General features: G+C 65.2%; 6 protein-coding genes. All 6 read right to left on the reverse strand.

Annotation, left to right across the window (positions count from 1 at the left end; translation table 11 throughout):
* Positions 1-6: 6 nt before the first annotated feature.
* Positions 7-9,768 (reverse strand): putative Ig domain-containing protein, encoded by a 9,762-nt coding sequence (locus ACNFIC_RS01490; protein WP_416779443.1) that lies wholly within the window; start codon positions 9,766-9,768, stop codon positions 7-9.
* 41 nt (positions 9,769-9,809) lie between these two features.
* Positions 9,810-11,372, reverse strand: a complete 1,563-nt coding sequence (locus tag ACNFIC_RS01495) for a Tad domain-containing protein (RefSeq protein ID WP_138217455.1) — start codon at positions 11,370-11,372, stop codon at positions 9,810-9,812.
* A 257-nt stretch (positions 11,373-11,629) separates the two neighbouring features.
* Entirely contained in the window at positions 11,630-12,556 is a 927-nt protein-coding gene (gene pbpG, locus ACNFIC_RS01500; protein ID WP_138217456.1) for a D-alanyl-D-alanine endopeptidase, read from the reverse strand.
* A gap of 319 nt (positions 12,557-12,875) precedes the next feature.
* Positions 12,876-13,550: a polysaccharide lyase family 7 protein gene (locus tag ACNFIC_RS01505; protein WP_416779445.1), complete on the reverse strand. Its 675-nt coding sequence runs from the start codon at positions 13,548-13,550 to the stop codon at positions 12,876-12,878.
* A 337-nt stretch (positions 13,551-13,887) separates the two neighbouring features.
* Positions 13,888-15,141 (reverse strand): arsenic transporter, encoded by a 1,254-nt coding sequence (locus ACNFIC_RS01510; RefSeq protein WP_416779448.1) that lies wholly within the window; start codon positions 15,139-15,141, stop codon positions 13,888-13,890.
* A 7-nt stretch (positions 15,142-15,148) separates the two neighbouring features.
* Positions 15,149-16,393 carry an MFS transporter gene (locus tag ACNFIC_RS01515; RefSeq protein WP_138217459.1) on the reverse strand — a complete coding sequence of 415 codons (1,245 nt, stop codon included), beginning with the start codon at positions 16,391-16,393 and terminating at the stop codon, positions 15,149-15,151.
* Between the last annotated feature and the right edge of the window lie 385 nt (positions 16,394-16,778).

The following is a 16,778-nucleotide window of genomic DNA, read 5'->3' on the forward strand; positions in this document are numbered from 1 at the left end:
ATGCTTTCAGGCAATGTGTTGGAAGTCGTCGTTGGCCCATTCGCCCAGCTGTTCGAGCAGTTCCAGGGCCTCGCGGTACAGGGCGCCGCTGGTTTGCTGGCCAAGCTGCTGGCTCAGGTTCGCCGGGCGCTCGTCGGTGGCGTGGCGGGTGCCCTGCGGGTCTTGGCCCTGGCTGCGGATATGCAGCGGCAGGCGTTGTTCGCGGCCGTTCTCGTCACGCAATACCAGGCTCAGGCGTACCTCGCCGTGACGTTGCAGGTAGCGGCTGTCGATGCGGATCTCGCTGCTGCGCGCGTCGAAACTGGCCCAGCTCGGCAGTGGCAGGCCGTTGGCCAGGGTCACCCGCTGTACATCGGCGCCTTCGGGAATGTCTTGCGCCAGGTGCAGACTGACCCAGCGGCCGTCCTGCGTGCCGAGGTCGACCTCGGCGCGCAGGGTCTTGCCGTCGAAGTGCACGGCGCTGGCGCCGTCGCCCTGGAAGCCGCTGTCGGTGATGATGCGGTCGGCATTGGCCAGTTGCCTGGCGAGGGTGGTGCGGTTGCTGGCCAGGCCGCCGTCGTCCAGGGTGCTGTGACGCACGCTCTCGGGGGCGGGTTGGAACAGCGGGTCGTTGCCGGGCTCGACTGCGTTGAACGTGCGTTCTTCACGCTCGGACGCGGCCTGGCTGACGGCGACGGGCAACGCCGGGTTAGCGGCGGCATTGACCACCGGGGTCACCGGGTCGCTGCTGGCCGGGTTCGCCACGACCAAGGTCAGGGTGACCTCGGTGCTGCCGCCCTGGCCGTCGTCGGCGCGCAGGGTGATGCTGTAGCTGCCTGGCGTGGTGGGTGCCGTGCCGCTGAGGGTGTGGCTGGCCGGGTCGAACTGGAGGCCTTCGGGCAGCTCGCCGACTACTTGCCAGGTGAGGTTGTCGTCGTTGGCGTCGCTGAACAGGCTGTCGGGCAGCTGCACTTGGTAGGCTTGGCCGATGCTCACTTCGGGCAGGTGGTAGCTGCCATCGGCCACCGGGACCGCGTTGGCCACCGCCAGCTCCAGAACCAAGGTGGTGGACGCGCCGCTGGCGTCGGTCACCTTGAGGGTCAGGTTGAGGCTGCCGAGCTCGCGTGGCGCGGTGCCGGACAAGGTGCGCGTGACCGGGTTGAACGTCATGCCGGTGGGCAGGCCGCTGATGCTGTAGGTCAGTGGCGCGCCTTCTGGGTCGGTGAACAGGTCGGCCGGTAGCTGCACGCTGTAGCGGGTGCCGGCTTGGGCGCCGGTCAGGGCATAGTCGGCGTAGGCCTCGTTGAGCACCGGTGGCTGGTTCGGCGGCAGCAGGGTCACGTCGATGTTGAAGCTGTTGCTGGCCAGGGCGTCGCTGGCGCTGCCGTCGTTCAGCATCAGGGTCAGCGCGTGGCTGCTGGGCTGGGCTGGGGCGTCGGCGCTGCTGGTCCAGGTCAGCTGACGGACCAGTGCGTTGGCCTGGGCGCGAGTCAGGGCGGTGGTGAAGGTTAGGGTGGTGACGTTGCCGTCGCGCACCAGGGTCGCCACCTGATTGCCGTCCAGCAGCACGTTGTTGCCATCAAGGCTGTAGCCGTTGCCGGCCAGCAGGCCGATGCTGTCGCTGGCCTGGCTGCTGATACTCAGGCTCGCGCCTTGGTAGTCGTCGGCCGCGTCCAGCTCGGCGTCACTGAGGGTCAGGCTCGGGTCGAGCAGTACCGGGGTGCGGTCGTCTGCCTCCAGTTGCGGGCCGTCCTGCGGCTGACTGGCGATGACCGTGGCAGCGTTGCCGAGCACCAGCACGCCGTTGTCGGTGATCAGCACGTGGCTCGCACCGCCGACCTGCTCGCTGCCGCTCAGGGTGTTGCCTACGGTGGTGTAGCGATTGAGTGTGCCGTCCTGCTGGGTGACGAACAGCACCGAGCCGTCTGCAGATACCGCGATGTCGGTGATGCTGCTGCCACCTTGCACGCTGCCAAGGTAGGTGAGGGTGCCGCTGTCGCTGTCGAGGCGGTAGCCGGTCACCTGGCTGTCGTTCGCCACGTAGACGGTCTTGCCGTCGGCGCTCACGCTCACCTGTTGCAGACCACTCAGGGCGCCATCGCCTTCGCGACTGTAACCCAGCAGCGTCAGATCGCCCTCGCTGCCCTGGCGGTAGACGATCAGGCTCGAGCCGTTGCTCGAGTCGGTGACCACGAACACCAGGTCGCCCTGGGTGACCACCGCGCTGGGCGACCACAAGTGGGGCGCGCTCCACATGCTGGCTTCCAGGCCGCCGCCGTAGGTGATTTCGCCGCTGGCACTGTCGCGGCTGAAATACAGCACGGTGTAGGCGTTGATCACGAACAAGGTCTTGCCGTCGTCCGACAGGGCCAGGCCACGCATGTCGTAGAGGGCGCTGGCGTCGATCTCGTACTGGCTGACCACGGTGGTTTGCAAGGTCAGGCGGCCCTGGCCATCGGCGCTGAAGCACAGGATGGCGTTGCCGTCGCGGTTCAGTGCGTAGAGGCTTTTGCCGTCGCTCGATAGTTGCAGGTGGCCCAGGCCGAAACCGCTGTCCAGGGTGCTGACGTGGGTCAGGGCGCCGCTGTCGTCGCGGCTGAACAGGGCGATGTTGCCCTGGCCATCGACGATGTACACGCGCAGGCTGTCGGCAGACACTACGCTGGTGGTGGGTGTGCCCAGGCCATAGTCGCTCAGGTCCAGATCCTGGACCCGCTCCAGGTCGCCCAGCGACAGCACCGGGTCGTCGGCCAGCACCGGGGCGTCGTTGACGGCGGTGATGTTCACGCGCAGCACCAGGCTATCGGCGGCAAGGCCACGCTGGTCGGTGAGGGTGACGGTTACCGCCACGCTGGCCACGGGCACGTCGCTGCTGTTGGCGTAGGTGATCTGGCGCAGGGCGTTTTGCACATCGGCGGTGGTCGGTATCTGCCCGGTGGCGTCACTGAAGCGCAGGGTGAGCACGCCGTCGCTGACGCTCAAGGTGCCGATCACCTTGCCGTCCTTGATCAGGTTGCCATTGTCCAGGCTCAGGCCGTTGCCATCCTTGAAGCCCAGTTGGTCGCTGCTGGTGTGGCCATCGCCCAGGGTCACGCGGATCACCGCGCCGTCGTAGTTGCCAAGGCCTGCATTGAAGGCGTCCATCTGGCTGTCGCCGACGCTGGCGTCTGGCGCCAGGTAGACCGCCTCGCCCTGCTCGGTGTAGCCAACGGCACTGCCACTGGCCTCCAGGGTTGGGGCGGTGTTCGGGCTCAGCGCCGGGGCCAGCGTGACCTGCGCCTGGCGGGTGGCGCTGCCGAGGTCGCCGCCACCGCCGCTGTCGCGCACGCTCAGGCTGATGCTGCGAGTGCCGCTCAAGTTGTCGCCGCTGTTGCTGTAGGTGAGGCTGTTGACCATGTCCTGGGCGCGCTGCACATCGCCGTTGACGTACAGCACCAGTTGGGTCTGTCCGCCGCTGCGGATGATCGTGTACAGCTGCCCGCTGGCGCTGGTCTGTACGCCGGTCAGGGTGTTGTCCAAGTCAATCTTGCCACCGTCGACGCCGATGATGTCGCCGCTGGCGGCTGGGGTGAGGGTCAGCACCACTTGCCACACCTGCTGGTCCGCCTCGACCACATCGATCGTGGTGTTCTCGAACAGTTTTACCGGCTCGCTTTCGGCATTGTAGGTGGGCCTCAGGCCGGTGGTATCGACCACCGGGGCATCGTTGACACCCTCCAGGGTCAGTTCCACCAGGCGGCTGTCGCGGTAGCCCTCACCGTCGTTGAGCTGCACACGCAGGCTGGCGCTGCTGGCCGGGTCCTGGCTGGTATTGCGGTAGGCGATGCTGCGCAATACCTGCTGGGCGTTGGCCTGGCTGACACTGGCGATGAAGGTCAAGGTGAGGGTGCCGGTGCTTTGCACGAAGGTGGCGATGGCCTGGCCATCGAGCAGCACCTGGCCGTTCTGCAAGGTCAGGCCGCTGCCTGCGAGCAGGCTGAACACGTCTTCGGCGTTGTCACCGCCGTCCCGCGCGATCACGATGCTGGCGCCGTCGTAGTCGCCCAGGCCGCCATTCAAGGCGTCCAGTTGCGGGTCGTGCAGGGTGCCGCCGGGCAGCACGGCCACGGCGTCGCCGTCCTCGATGTAGGTGGTGGCCTTGGCCGTCAGGTCGAGCACCAGCAGGCCTTCGTTGCCGAAGTTGCCGGTGAGGTAGAGCTGGGTTGCGTCGGCGCTGAAGTTGGCGCTGCGGATCTCGTTCAGGTTTACGTTGGCGATGCTCAGGGCCTGGCCGGCGCCGAGGCTGCCATCGCTGCCCAGGTGGTACAGGCTCAGCTGGCTTTCGCCCACGACGATCAGGGCGCTGCCGTCGCTGCTGACCAGCAGGGTTTTCGGCACGCTGTCGAGGGTGAGCGTGCTGCCGAGCGGGGCCAGGCTGCCGTCGGCACCCACTTGCAGGCTGTACAGCGTGGTGCCGTCGGCCAGATACAGGGTCTGGCCGTCGCCCGCCAGTGCCAAGCTGTTGGCATAGTGCTCGCCGGCACTGCCGGCCAGGTGCTGCACCAGGCTCAGGGCACCGTCGTCGCCCACGCGGTAGACGCTGACCAGGGTGCTGCCGCCGGAGGTGGCGGCATACAGGTACTTGCCGTCAGCCGACAGTTGCAGGTCGGTGTACCAGGCGTCGGCACCGGCTGCGTTGAAGCGGGCGGTCTGGGTCCAGCTGTCGCCGCTGCGGGTGAACACCAGCAGGCCGCGGTCGCTGCTCAGGTAGGCGGTATTGCCCAGCACCTGCACGTCGTTGGCAAGCCCTGCGTCGGCGGCGAACGTGCCCAGCGCGGTCAGGGCGCCGCTGCTGCTGTCGCGGCTGAACACCGCGATGCCATGGCTGTCGGTGCTCAGGTACACGGTCTTGCCGTCGTTGGACAGGCCGAGCCCGCTGCTGCCTTCGCCCAGGCCGTTGCTGGCGGTTGCCTCCACGGTGCTGCTCAAGCTCAGCGAGCCATCGCTGGCACGGGTGAATACATACAGCGTGCTGAAGTTGACATTGCCGCCCGTGCCGGTGCTTTCGTCGTACACCCACTCGCTGGTGCTGCGCAGCACGTAGACCTGATCGCCGATGCTGACTACGCCATTGATACCGGCATAGGGGTCGGGCCAGTCGCCTGACTGCACCCGCTCGGCCAGCTCCAGCGCACCGATGTCCGCGCCCAGTACCGGACTTCGGCGGCTGACGTTGACCTGGGCGGTGAGGGTGGTGCTGGTAGTATCGCTGCCGCCGTTGGCCGTGCCGCCGCTGTCCTTGACCGCGCTCAGGGTGATGCTGCGCACGCCCAGGGTGGCGCCGCTGGCGTCGTTGTTGGCGTAGCGCGCACCATCGACCACTGCGGCGGCCGCGCTGGCGCTGATGCCGGCGCTGGAGCCCAGCACCACGGTGGCGGTGCCGTCGCTCAAGGTCACGCTGTAGCTCAGGCCGCCTGCGGTGACGCCGCTACCGGCGACCAAGGCGATTGGCGTGCCGTCGAGGTTCAGGGTTTCGCTGGCAGCATCTTGCACGCCGCTGACGGTGAAGGTCAGGCGGGTGATGGTCTGGCTGGCTTCGACCGCATCGATGGCGCTGGCGTCGAACAACTTGACGCTGTCCTTGCCGGGCTCTTGCAGGCTGTCCACAGCAGTGCCGCTGACCACTGGCGCATCGTTCACAGTGGCGATCTGCACCCGCAGTTCGCGGGTGGTGGTGCCACTTTTGTAGTCGTCCTGGAAGGTCAGTTTCAGGCTGACACTGGCCTGTGGGTCGTTGCTGGTGTTGGTGTAGGCAATCTGCCGCAGGACCTGGTTGGCCACGGCCGTGGTGGTGTCGGCGGTGAAACTGACGGTTATTTTGCCATCGGCGCTGGTGAGGGTGGCGATGGTCGCGCCGTTGAGCTGGATCTGCTCGCCGACGCGCGTCAAGCCGTTGCCAGCGGTGAAGTCGAACACATCGTCGCGGCTGGCGCCGCCTTCGCGCTCCAGGGTGATGACCGTCCCGTTGTAGTTGCCCGCGCCACTGGCCAGGGCGTCGAGTTCGACATCTGAGATGCCCAGGTTGGCGCCGGGGTGAATGGTGTCGGCCTGGCCTTCGGTGTAGTCGAGTTGGGCCGCGTCGGAGACGCTGATCATGGCCAGCCCACCTGCGGTGAAGAAGCCGCCGCCGTAGATCGAGCTGCCATCGGCCGAGACGGCGATGCGGTAGGCACGGCCTGCGGTGCCAGTCACCTGCTTGACGAACACCGGCTTGCCGTCCTCGCCGATGCTGTAGATACGCAGGGCGCCAGTGTTGGTGCCGGCGAACAAGGTCTTGCCATCGGCGGAAAGGCCCAGGCCCCAGACCTGTCCGCCCGTGGCGAGCTGTTGCAGGCCGGTCAAGGTATTGCTGGCGGCCTCGTACTGGAAGGTCAGGATCGAGCCACTGGTGCCGTTGGTCACGTAGACGAAGCCGCTGTCAGACACCGCCACGCTGCGGGCGAACGAGGTCAGGCCGTTGCCGGTGATCTGTGCGGTGCGCGTGAGGTTGCCTGCGCCATCCGCCTCGTAGACCACCAGGATACTTGATCCAACCACGTAGACATTGCCGCGGGTGTCGGTGGCCACGGCAAAGGCGGTATTGAAGGTGCTGTCGGTGATCACCGTGGCTGCTGACAGCACGCCGTCGGCGTCGCTGCGAAACACCAGCAGGGTATTGCCGGCCACGGCATACAAGGCACTGCCGTCCTGGGCCATGACCATTTGCTTGATCTGCGTGCTGCCGGCATCGAGGCTCTGGCCAGTGGCGGTCAGGCTGCCGTCGGCATTGACGTCGAACACGCTGACCACGTAGTTGCCGCCAGCGGCTTTCTGGCCGACGACATACACGTGCTGGCCATCGGCCGAGTACACCGCGGAAGCGGCGCCCAGCAGGCCGTCCACCTCCACGCCATTGGCCGCGTTGCCATCGTCGCTGGTGCCTTGGACGATACGCTGGATCAAGCTCAGCGCTCCGCTATCGGCGTTACGGCTGTAGACGTACAGGGTGCTGTTGCCGCCCGGTGTGATGGCGTGGCCGGCATTGCTGTTGCCCAACACGAACACTGTGCGCCCGTCGTCGGAGACTTCAACGCTGTACACATAGTCGCTGAAACCGCTCAGACCGCCCTCGTGGGTGTACACCAGGGTGCTGCTGTCCACCTCGATGGCCGGTTTGCTGTTGGCGGCTTCGGCCTCGGAGATGATTCGCAGGGTCAGCTCGGTGCGCGTGGAGGCGCCTGCGCTGTCGGTGACGGTCACGGTGATGGTGTGATCGCCGACCACGCCTGCGGTGCCGCTGATGGTACGGGTGTCGGCGTCGAAGCTCAGGCCGGCTGGCAGGTCTTCGACCGCCCAGGTCAGCGTGTCGCCGTAGGTCTTGTCCTGGTCGCTGAACAGGTCCTGGTCGAGGGTGACGCTGTTGCCGCCCACGGTGATCAGCACGGTGTCGCTGGCCGTCGGGTTGAGTTCCGGGGCGCGGTTGGCGATTTGCGCCACCTCGAGGGTAAGTTCGATCGCAGCACGTTGTCCGCTGGCGTCGGTGACCGTGACGGTGACGTCGAACGCGCCGGTGGCGCTGGTGGTGCCGCTGATGGTGCGGGTCAGGTGGTCGAAGCTCAGGCCCTCGGGCAGGCCGCTGACGCTCCACACCAAGGCATCGCCGTCGGCATCGCTGAACAGCCCGCTGGGCAGTACGGTGCTGTAGGCGGTTTCGCTGGTAGCTGCTGGTGGCGTGTAGCTGCCGACGTTGCCCACCGGCACGCTGTTGGCGCGCAGGGTCAAGCTTAGGACGCCGCTGGCCAGCAGGCCGTCGCTGACCGCAACTTGCAGGGTCATCAGGCTGCCGGCCACGGTGTTGCTGGCGGCTCTGTAGGTGAGCTGCTGCAGTACCTGGTTAGCCACGGCCTTGGGCGTGTCGGCAGTGAAGGTGACGGTCAGGGTGCCGTCGTTGCCCACGCTGAAGGTGCCGATGACGACATCGTTGTGCTTGACGGTGCTGCCGTCCAGGGTCAGGCCGTTGCCGTCGGCCAGGCCGAAACTGCCACCGCTGACGCTCGGGTCGACAGTGATGCGGGTGCCCTTGTAGTTGTCGAGGACTTCGAAGTTGGCGTCCCTGAAGCTCAGGTTTTCACCGAAGGTGTTGGCCTGGCCCAGGTTCAGGGCCTGCACGCGGGTGTAGCGGGTGGTGTTGTCGCCCGTCACCAGCAGCGAGCCGTTGCTGGAGAGCGCAATGTCCTGGCCGGTGGTGTTGCTGGCTTGGTTGCTGGTCAGGGTGAGGTTGCCGTTGGCATCGACCTGGTAGACGTTGAGCGCGCCGTTGCTCGATGCGGCGTACAGCTGACGGCCGTCGTCGCTGATGGCCAGGCTGCTGACACCGGTCATGCTCACGCTGCCAGCGGGCGTCAGGGTGCTGCCGTCGAAGCGCACGAGGGTGATCGTGCCGGTAGTGGGGTCGCCGATGTACAGGGTCTTGCCGTCGGGGGCGATGACCAGGCTGTCACGGGTGCTGTTCTGGGTCAGACCGTCGAGGCTGATGTTGGTCAGTTGCTGCGGCAGTTTGCCTTCGCTGTCGCGCTGATACACGGCCAGCGTAGGGCCGCTGCCGGTATTGCCCTTGTACAGCACGAACAGTGTGTCGCCGTAGCTGACGATCACACCGCCGCGGTTGTTGCCGATGGTCAGGGCTCGGGTGAAGACGCTCAGCGCGCCGGTATCGGTGTTGCGGCTGAAGACCACCACGTCGTTGCTTTCGGTGCCGGCATACACGTACTGGCCGTCGTCGGAAATCGCCAGGCTGCCGCTGATGCTGCCGTTCTGCGTTGAGTAGGCGCTGCTGGCGCTGATCTTGCCGTCGCTGCCGATGCTCAGCAGTGTCACGTCGGTGCCGCCGTTCTGGGTGTAGATCGACGTGCCATCGGCGCTAATGAGCATGTCGGTGATGCTGCCCAGGCTGCTGTTGCTGTAGGTTTGCAACTGGGTCAGGGCACCGCTGGCATCGACCGCGAAGACCTGCACACTGCTGCCTCCGGCGACGTAGGCGAAACGCCCGTCGGCCGACCACAACACTTCGCTGCCGGCACCGATGCCCAGGTCGCCGGCGCTGTAGGTTTCGCGGCTGTTGAGGCCGCCGCTGTCGCTCAACAGCGGCGCTACGTTGACCTGGTTGTCGAGGGTGACGCTGGCTTTGATCTGGCTCAGGTCGGCATTCTGGCCGCCCTCATCGGTCAGGCTCTTGAGGGTGATGGTGACGGTGGAGCTTTCGACCGACTTGTCCAGCACCTGATAGCGCATGTTGTCGATGACAGTCTGCACGTCGGCGGCAGTCACCGGTGCATCGGCGGCGTTCAGTTGCAGGGTGATGTTGCTGACGCCTTCGACGACGCTGACCTGCCAGGTGTAGCCATGGCTGGTCACGCCGGCCAGGGCGTCCTGCAGGACGATTTGCGCACCGTCGATCACCAAGGCCTGGTTATCTGCGCTGCTGTTGACCTGCAGAGTGAGTTGGGCCAGCGGCTGATTGCTGCTGTCCAGGGATACCCTGACGTTGTCGAACAGGTTCACCGGCGCGAAGCTGTCGGTGGCATCCTTGATGGTCACCTTGCTGTCAACGGTGTCGGCCGCGACCCCCGGTGTGGAGGCCGTAGCGTCGACTTTGGCAGCCACTGCTTCTGCGGTAGCCACTGCCGCTGCATCCAGCAGGATGCGCGGTTCCAGGGCCAGCGCCAGGCGGGCGCGCGGGCTGCGATTGCGAGCGTTCGGGTTGATGGTCATGGTCTCGAAGTCCTGTCGATGAATGCGGGCGCGGCCTGGGGTCACTCGACCAGGCGTGCGTAAAACTCGTGCTTGATCTTGTCGGCGATGTCGTCCAGCAGGTGCTGGATCTGCTCCTGCCCTTGGTTGAAGGTCGGCGCGTCGGCGAAGGTCATGCTGCCGCCGCCCTGAGCGCAGGTCTGCAACGGCACCCCGGCGACCCGATCAAACAGCTGGCGGCCGAAGTCCTGCGGATCGCCCGGGCGCACACCGATGAAATGGAACTTCAGATGGCGGCCACGGAAGCTCTCGCACAGGTCCTGGAAGCGCTTGGACGCGGTCACGGTGCCACCTGGGTCGTTGTTGCCGCTCTGCACCGCTTCGCCGACCTGGCCGGCGTTGAAGGCATCGGTGTCGAACCAGTCGCCGATCGTGTTGGCCAGCATCACGATGATCTTGGCGTTCTGAGCGTTGTCGCTGTCGGGGAAGTCCAGCGGCAATTCGCTGTCGCCCCAACCGGCGCTGCCGCGCATTTCCGGCGACAGGGCATGGCCGGCCCAGCCCATGGCGATGGCGTAGTTGACGTTGAAGCCGGTACGCATTTCGTCGAGGCGCTCCTCGACCTTGCTCAACTGGTTGGTCAGCGGTAGCAGGGCGGCGCGTGGGCAGCCAACGTTACCGATGATGAAGCGGGTGTCGTTGACGCCGGTGGCCTGGCCGAAGTCGGGGTTGGGGCCGGTCCAACTGATGCTTGGCTCCAGTGGGTGGTTTTCGGGCAGGTCGTGGCGGTAGTAGACGCGGGTGAACTGGCCGACCGGTGGTTGATCCCAGAAGTAAACCTGGCCCGGATACAGACCACGGTTCATGCACACGCGCTGGGTGCGCGGGTCGGGCATGCGCCCGTCGCCCAGGTCGCGGATGCCGGTGCGCCACAGCGAGGTCAATTCTACCGGGCGGATGGCCGCGCCGGTCGCCCAGCGGCGCAGGCGCCCGGTGTCTTCGCGGTCGTACACGTTGACCACCTGGCTGTAGGGCACCAGCGACAGCCAGATGCGTTTTTCGCTGTTCTCGTCGTCATCCAGCAGGCGCGCGGCGAAGCGCTTGAACAACTGGCGCAAGGCGGCCAGTTCGGTATTGTTCTCGGTGCCGCTGTTGGGGATCACGATCGCCACTTCGGTCGCGCGCGCTACCACTTCGACGGTGGAGTGCACGCGCATCTGCTTCACTTGCCCGCCCAACAGCTCGGGGTTGGCCTCGAAGTTGACCTCGACCTTGTAACGCACCCGCTGGTCGTTGTCGGTCTGCTCTTCGAGTTCGACGTTCTGCGGGCCGATCTGCCTGGCCAAGCTGCTGTCCATCCCCAGGTTGTTGACCACGTAGCCATACGCCAACTGGTGTAGCACGGTGGGCGATTTCTCGTTTTTCATCAGCCGCTCGTTGCCCACCGCCATGGCCGCGGCGTCGGTCGCGCGCTTGACCTGCGCAGCGCTGCTGGTCATGCGGTGGGTATCCAGGGCATAGGCGGTGGCGAGCAGTGCACCGCCGATGGCTAGAACCATGAACGAGGCGATGCTGCCGCGTTGGCGGTGGCGGGCGCCGGTCATGGTGGGTTTGCGGGAGGGCATGGGCGTTGGGGCATCCGGGGTGGCGGGCGAGGGGATCGCGCGGGATGCAAAGATAAGAATAATTCCCAATATCGCTCAATGGGCGCTTCATTAAGAATGCTTAAGGGAGGTGCTGCGTGGCGTGTCTGTGCGCAGTGAGTGCCTACGCCGGGTTGGCGCGGGTGATAGGCCCGTCGCTCGATGAGCGGGGCTGAGGCGGGGCGTGGGAGCTATAGCTGTGCTGCCTACCTCACGCGGGTAGGCAGCAGGTTTGGATCTTAGTCCTTGGCCAGGTTCGAGCGGCCCTGGCGCTCGCTCTTGTACTGCATCGCCACCGACGGTGCCGGCTTCGCGCTACCGGTCTCCAGCCATTGACGCAAGCGGCTGGCATCGGCGAAATGGGTGTACTTGCCGTAGGCATCGAGGATGACCATGGCTACCGGGCGGTTGTCCATCTTGGTGAGCAGCACCAGGCAGTGGCCCGCTTCGTTGGTGAAGCCGGTCTTGGTCAGCTTGATGTCCCAGTTGTTCTTGTTCACCAAATGGTCGGTGTTACGAAAGCCCAGGGTGTAGTTGGGTTTGCGGAACGCCACGGTCTTTTCGCGGGTGGTGGACAGCTCGCTGAGCATCGGGTACTTGCGTGCAGCCATCAGCAGTTTGGCCAGGTCCTGGGCGGTGGACACGTTCTGCGTCGACAGGCCGGTGGGTTCGAGGTAGCGCGTGTGGTTCATGCCCAGGCTGCGTGCTTTGGCGTTCATGGCCTTGATGAAAGCCCCGTACCCCCCAGGATAGTGGTTGGCCAGGCTATTGGCTGCGCGGTTCTCCGAGGACATCAGGGTGATCAGCAAGGTTTCGCGGCGGTTCAGCTCACTGCCCAGACGAACCCGCGAGTACACGCCTTTCATCTCCGGGTTGTTGGCGATGGTCATGGTGAGCATTTCATCCATGGGCAGCTTGGCGTCGAGCACGACCATCGCGGTCATCAGTTTGGTGACCGAGGCGATGGGACGCACGCGATCGGCGTGGCTAGCGTACAGCTCCTTGTTGGTGTTCAGGTCAATCAGCAGGGCGCTGCCTGAGGCCAGGTGAAGCTTGCTGGGGTCTGGCTGGACTTTGGCCGGGGGTTGTGCAGCAGCGGTCGACGGTAGGGTCGCAGTACCTGTGAGCAACAGCAGCAGGCTGAGGATGGACAGGGATGTTTTCACGTTGAGGCTCACTAAATGTTGGTATGTCGTTGGCTGTGCAAGGGTTTTCCCCCAAAAAACCGCTGCATTGTGGAGTATGGCCCAAACCCTGTCGAATGCCTTATGACTAAAGGGCGCAAGGTGAACGAAATTTAATCCTGTACCCATTACCGACATTTCCTACTTCGCCAATTCGGCCCAATCATTGGCCGAATTCAACCCGTTCGCATCGGGCGTGACGCTGACTGCCGGGAAACTTGCCTGACCTCAGGAGGTAGGGCGAGCGTCACGACCGATGCGGTTTGGCTAGGAGGCACCCGGCCTCGGCGGCTGTCGTGGGTCAGCTATGCGTCAGTGAGAGGCTGCTGATAATGCACACCGAGCCATCCTCGGCAGGGGTCGAGTCGGTGTAGTCGATTTGGTTGTAGACCCCGCCGTGAAACTCGAACAGACGAGAGTCCCAGGTGTCGTCGAGCAGCAGGGCGCCGGATGAACCCGATGCGCCATTGCACACTGCTGCAACGGTGACCAGTCCTTTGGCGGTGACGTGGATGCTGACGGTGAACTTCGCCCCTAGAGGCACGCCTTTGAGTACGGTTGTGTTCACTGGCGTGGTTTGGTTGTACGTGGTGCGAAAGCCCATGGTGATGTTCCCCTTGTTCCAGAAAACCTTCACCGGAGGGCTGTCATCCCCCCGTACATGCACCTGCGCTATCACCACCTTTTGCGCCGAATTGACCTGGGTGAGGGTCATCTGCTGGCGGTTCCAATGGTTCGCTGCACTGGCTAGCGTCCAGTTGGTCGATTCAGACCATTCACAACGGGTGCGATGCGTGCTTTTGCTCGAGGCACCCAGGGTGGGGGCTGAGAGCTTTACCGAACCATCGGACAAAACGCTCACGAAGCTCGGGTACTGGGCAATTGCCGCAGCACCATTGAGTTCGAGCGCAATGGGGTTCGTTGGCGAGGCGGGTACGGGGGTGGTGATCGTCAGGGCGTTGATGTTTACGGTCACGGGCACTTCTCCTTTTCGGTGGAGGACGAGGACGGCAGTCCAGAACGGACTGCGGCTCGGTGGCCGTCTAACCGTGCAGCTTGCGGTTGCGGGGTGAGCACCCGCATCCAGGTGATTTCCCGTTTGGTCCTGTCACCAAGGCCAAGCAGTGAAATCAGTGTTTCCGGTGGGATCGGTGATCCCGTCCCTGGGCACTTTTTAGCATAGCGAGCTGACTGTGCGGTAGTCGCCTGAGCTGAGATTCTAGATCTCCTGCCCCAGACCTTCGGGTATTTATCGCTGAACGGCCCGATTTTCAGGCTGGGTGCAGACCGCCTCGAGATACTTCCAGCGGTGCCTAGATACACACCATGAGCAGCGCTGCGACCAGTGCAGGTGGCATCACCACCAACCCTACGCGCAAAAAATGCCAGGCACTGACATTCACCCCTTCACGGCGGATCGCCACCAGCCAGAGCAGTGTGGCCAGGGACCCGGTGATCGATAGGTTCGGCCCCAGGTCGACGCCGATCAGCAGCGCCGCAGTGGTCTGTCGTGGTAGCTCTGCCAGTGAGCCCATCGACCCTGCAATCAACCCCGTGGGCAAGTTGTTCATCAGGTTACTGGCCAGGGCGGCAGCGCTGCCTGCCACCCAGCTGGCCTCGATGGGTGAGGTGTGGGCCAGGTTCGACAGCGCCTGCGCAAGGCGCACCACCAGGCCGGTTTGGGCGAGTGCTTCGACCAGCACGAACAAACCTGCCACCAGCGGCAGCACGCCCCAGGCCACATGGCGCAGCACCGGCATTGGGCTGCGCCGCTGCTGCAGGTGGATCAGCGCCGTCGTCGCCACGCCCGCGCAGAACGTCGGCAGGCCCAGTGCGCGGTCCAGTGCCGAGGCGCCCAGCAATAAGGTGGCGGTAGCGCCGATGCCCACTGCGCACAGGCGCGCGCCTGAAGTCAGGGGCTGGGGGTCCACGCTCAAGGCCAGCGGTTGGCGGATCTGCCGACGTTGGGCGATGCGCAGCGCCAGGTAGGTAAGCACGATCGCCGCCAGCGACGGCAGGCTGAACTGCCTCAGCCAATCCAGCAGCGGTGGCATCTGGCTTGCGAACACCACCAGGTTCGCCGGGTTGGAGATCGGCAGTACAAAACTGGCCGCGTTGGCAATGAAAGCACAAATGAACAGATAGGGCAGGGGGTCGGCTTTAGCGGCCTTGCATGCGGCGTACACGGCTGGGGTCAAGACCACGGCCGTGGCGTCGTTGGACAGGAACACGGTAACCAGGGTGCCGACCAGGAAAACCAGGTCGAACAGCCGTTGTCCCGAGCCCCGCGCGTGCTGGACCGCGTAGCGGGCGAGCCAGTGGAACAGCCCTTGCTGGCGGGCAAGTTCGGCCAGCACCATCATGCCGATCAGAAACAAGTACACGTCGCCGCCTTCGGCCACGGCGGCCAGCGCGCTGGTTGGCGTGATCAACCCCAGACCGACCAGCAGTAACGCACCGCCGATTGCCCAGATGTACTCCGGGATACGCCAGGGGCGCAACAGGACACCGCAGGTGGCCAAGGCGGCCACCGTCCAGATGATCGATGGATGTTCGCTGACAGGCATGGTTGGGTCAGATTCCGGCTGGGGTAGTCGAGGATGATGGCGCGGTGCTGCGGCAGGTTTCGGGCAGCGCTACCAGCACGAGCAGGAAGGCGCCGCTGGCGATACCCGCCAGGGTCAGGAACGCGGCGTCGTAGCCGGCTGCCTGAACCACCCAGCCGGCAATGCCGGGGCTCAGTGCAGCGCCCAAGCCGAACACGGTCGTCAGTGCACCGAGGCTGACATTGAAGCGCCCGGTGCCTTCGGTCAAGTCCTTGACCACCACCGGGAACAACGCGCCGAAGATCCCGGCGCCGATGCCATCGAGCAGTTGCACGCCCACGAGCCAGAACGGATTATCGCTGACCACGTACAGCACACCACGCAGCGGCAGGATGAGAAAGCCGGCCAGCAGGAACGGCTTGCGCCCCCAGACCTCGGCCTTGTTCCCCGCCAGCAGCGCCATCGGCACCATCACCAGTTGCGCCGCAACGATGCAGGCCGAGGTGAGCGGGGTGGCCAGTCGCAGATCGGTCTGCGCGAGTTTCTGGCTGACCAGTGGCAGCATTGCCGCATTGGCCAGGTGGAACAGCGCGCAGCACACGCCGAACACCAGCAAGGTGCGGTTGTGCAGCAACAGCTTGAGCCCTGCGGGCTGGTCATCGGCGCCTGGGCCGTGCACCAGCCCGCGCGCCAGTTGATGATCGATGGCGGCGCCAGGCACTCGACCCACGGCCACGATGCTGGCCACGGTCATCAGCGCCATCAGGTAGAACACCACCAGTGGGCCGAACAGGTAGGCGAGGCCGCCGGCCAGCAGTGCCGAGCAGGCGTTGCCGGCGTGGTTGAACGTTTCGTTGCGACCGATACGCCGCGTGAACGCCCGCGGGCCGGTGATACCCAGCGAGATGGCGGCAATCGCCGGGGCAAACACAGAGCCGGCCAGGGCCCCGAGCGTCTGTGTCAGGGCCACCCAGCCGAACGACGACAGCCACGGCAGCAGCAGGCAACTGCCGGTGACCAACAAGGCCGCGATCACCACCACGGCGCGCTTGGCCGGTGTGCGGTCGATCAGTGCGCCGGCCGGCGTTTGTGCCAGCAGCGCTCCAATGCCCGCCAAGCTCATCACCAGGCCGATGTTCGCCGGCTGCCACTGCTGCACGGCAAGCAGGTAGATCGCCAGATACGGGCCGAGGCCATCGCGTACGTCGGCCAGGAAGAAGTTCAGCCAGTCCAGCGCGCGTTGCTGAGAAGCCTGGGAGCTTGAGTGTGCCAAGGATGCTGTCTCGAAAAAGCCGTTGGGGCGCAGCCGGCTGCTGCCGTGTGCGCAGGTTAAAGTGCAGTGCCTTGGCGATACACGACGCTCGATCCGCGTCGGCAAGCTGCCGATGCCGACACTCACTGCCACCTGTGCAAAAGGACTGTCGTGAAGGGCGATAGGTTCCAGCCGGGCATTGCTGGCCTAGGCCCGTGGAGGGGGATGTAGGCAGTGTCCTGGTGCGTATTGCCGATTGTGGGGCAATGGCGAGAAAACCTGCTAGTCCGGGCGGCCATCGGTGGTTTCGAGCAGGCAAAAAAAGCCCGCCGAGGTGGCGGGCGGTAAACGGCGTAGGGAGCACGCACAACAACAGATTCGGAGGCACCAGCGGCGCTGGCGTTGG

Source organism: Pseudomonas sp. NY15463 (genome assembly GCF_048068415.1).
GTDB classification, from domain to species: domain Bacteria; phylum Pseudomonadota; class Gammaproteobacteria; order Pseudomonadales; family Pseudomonadaceae; genus Aquipseudomonas; species Aquipseudomonas mosselii_C.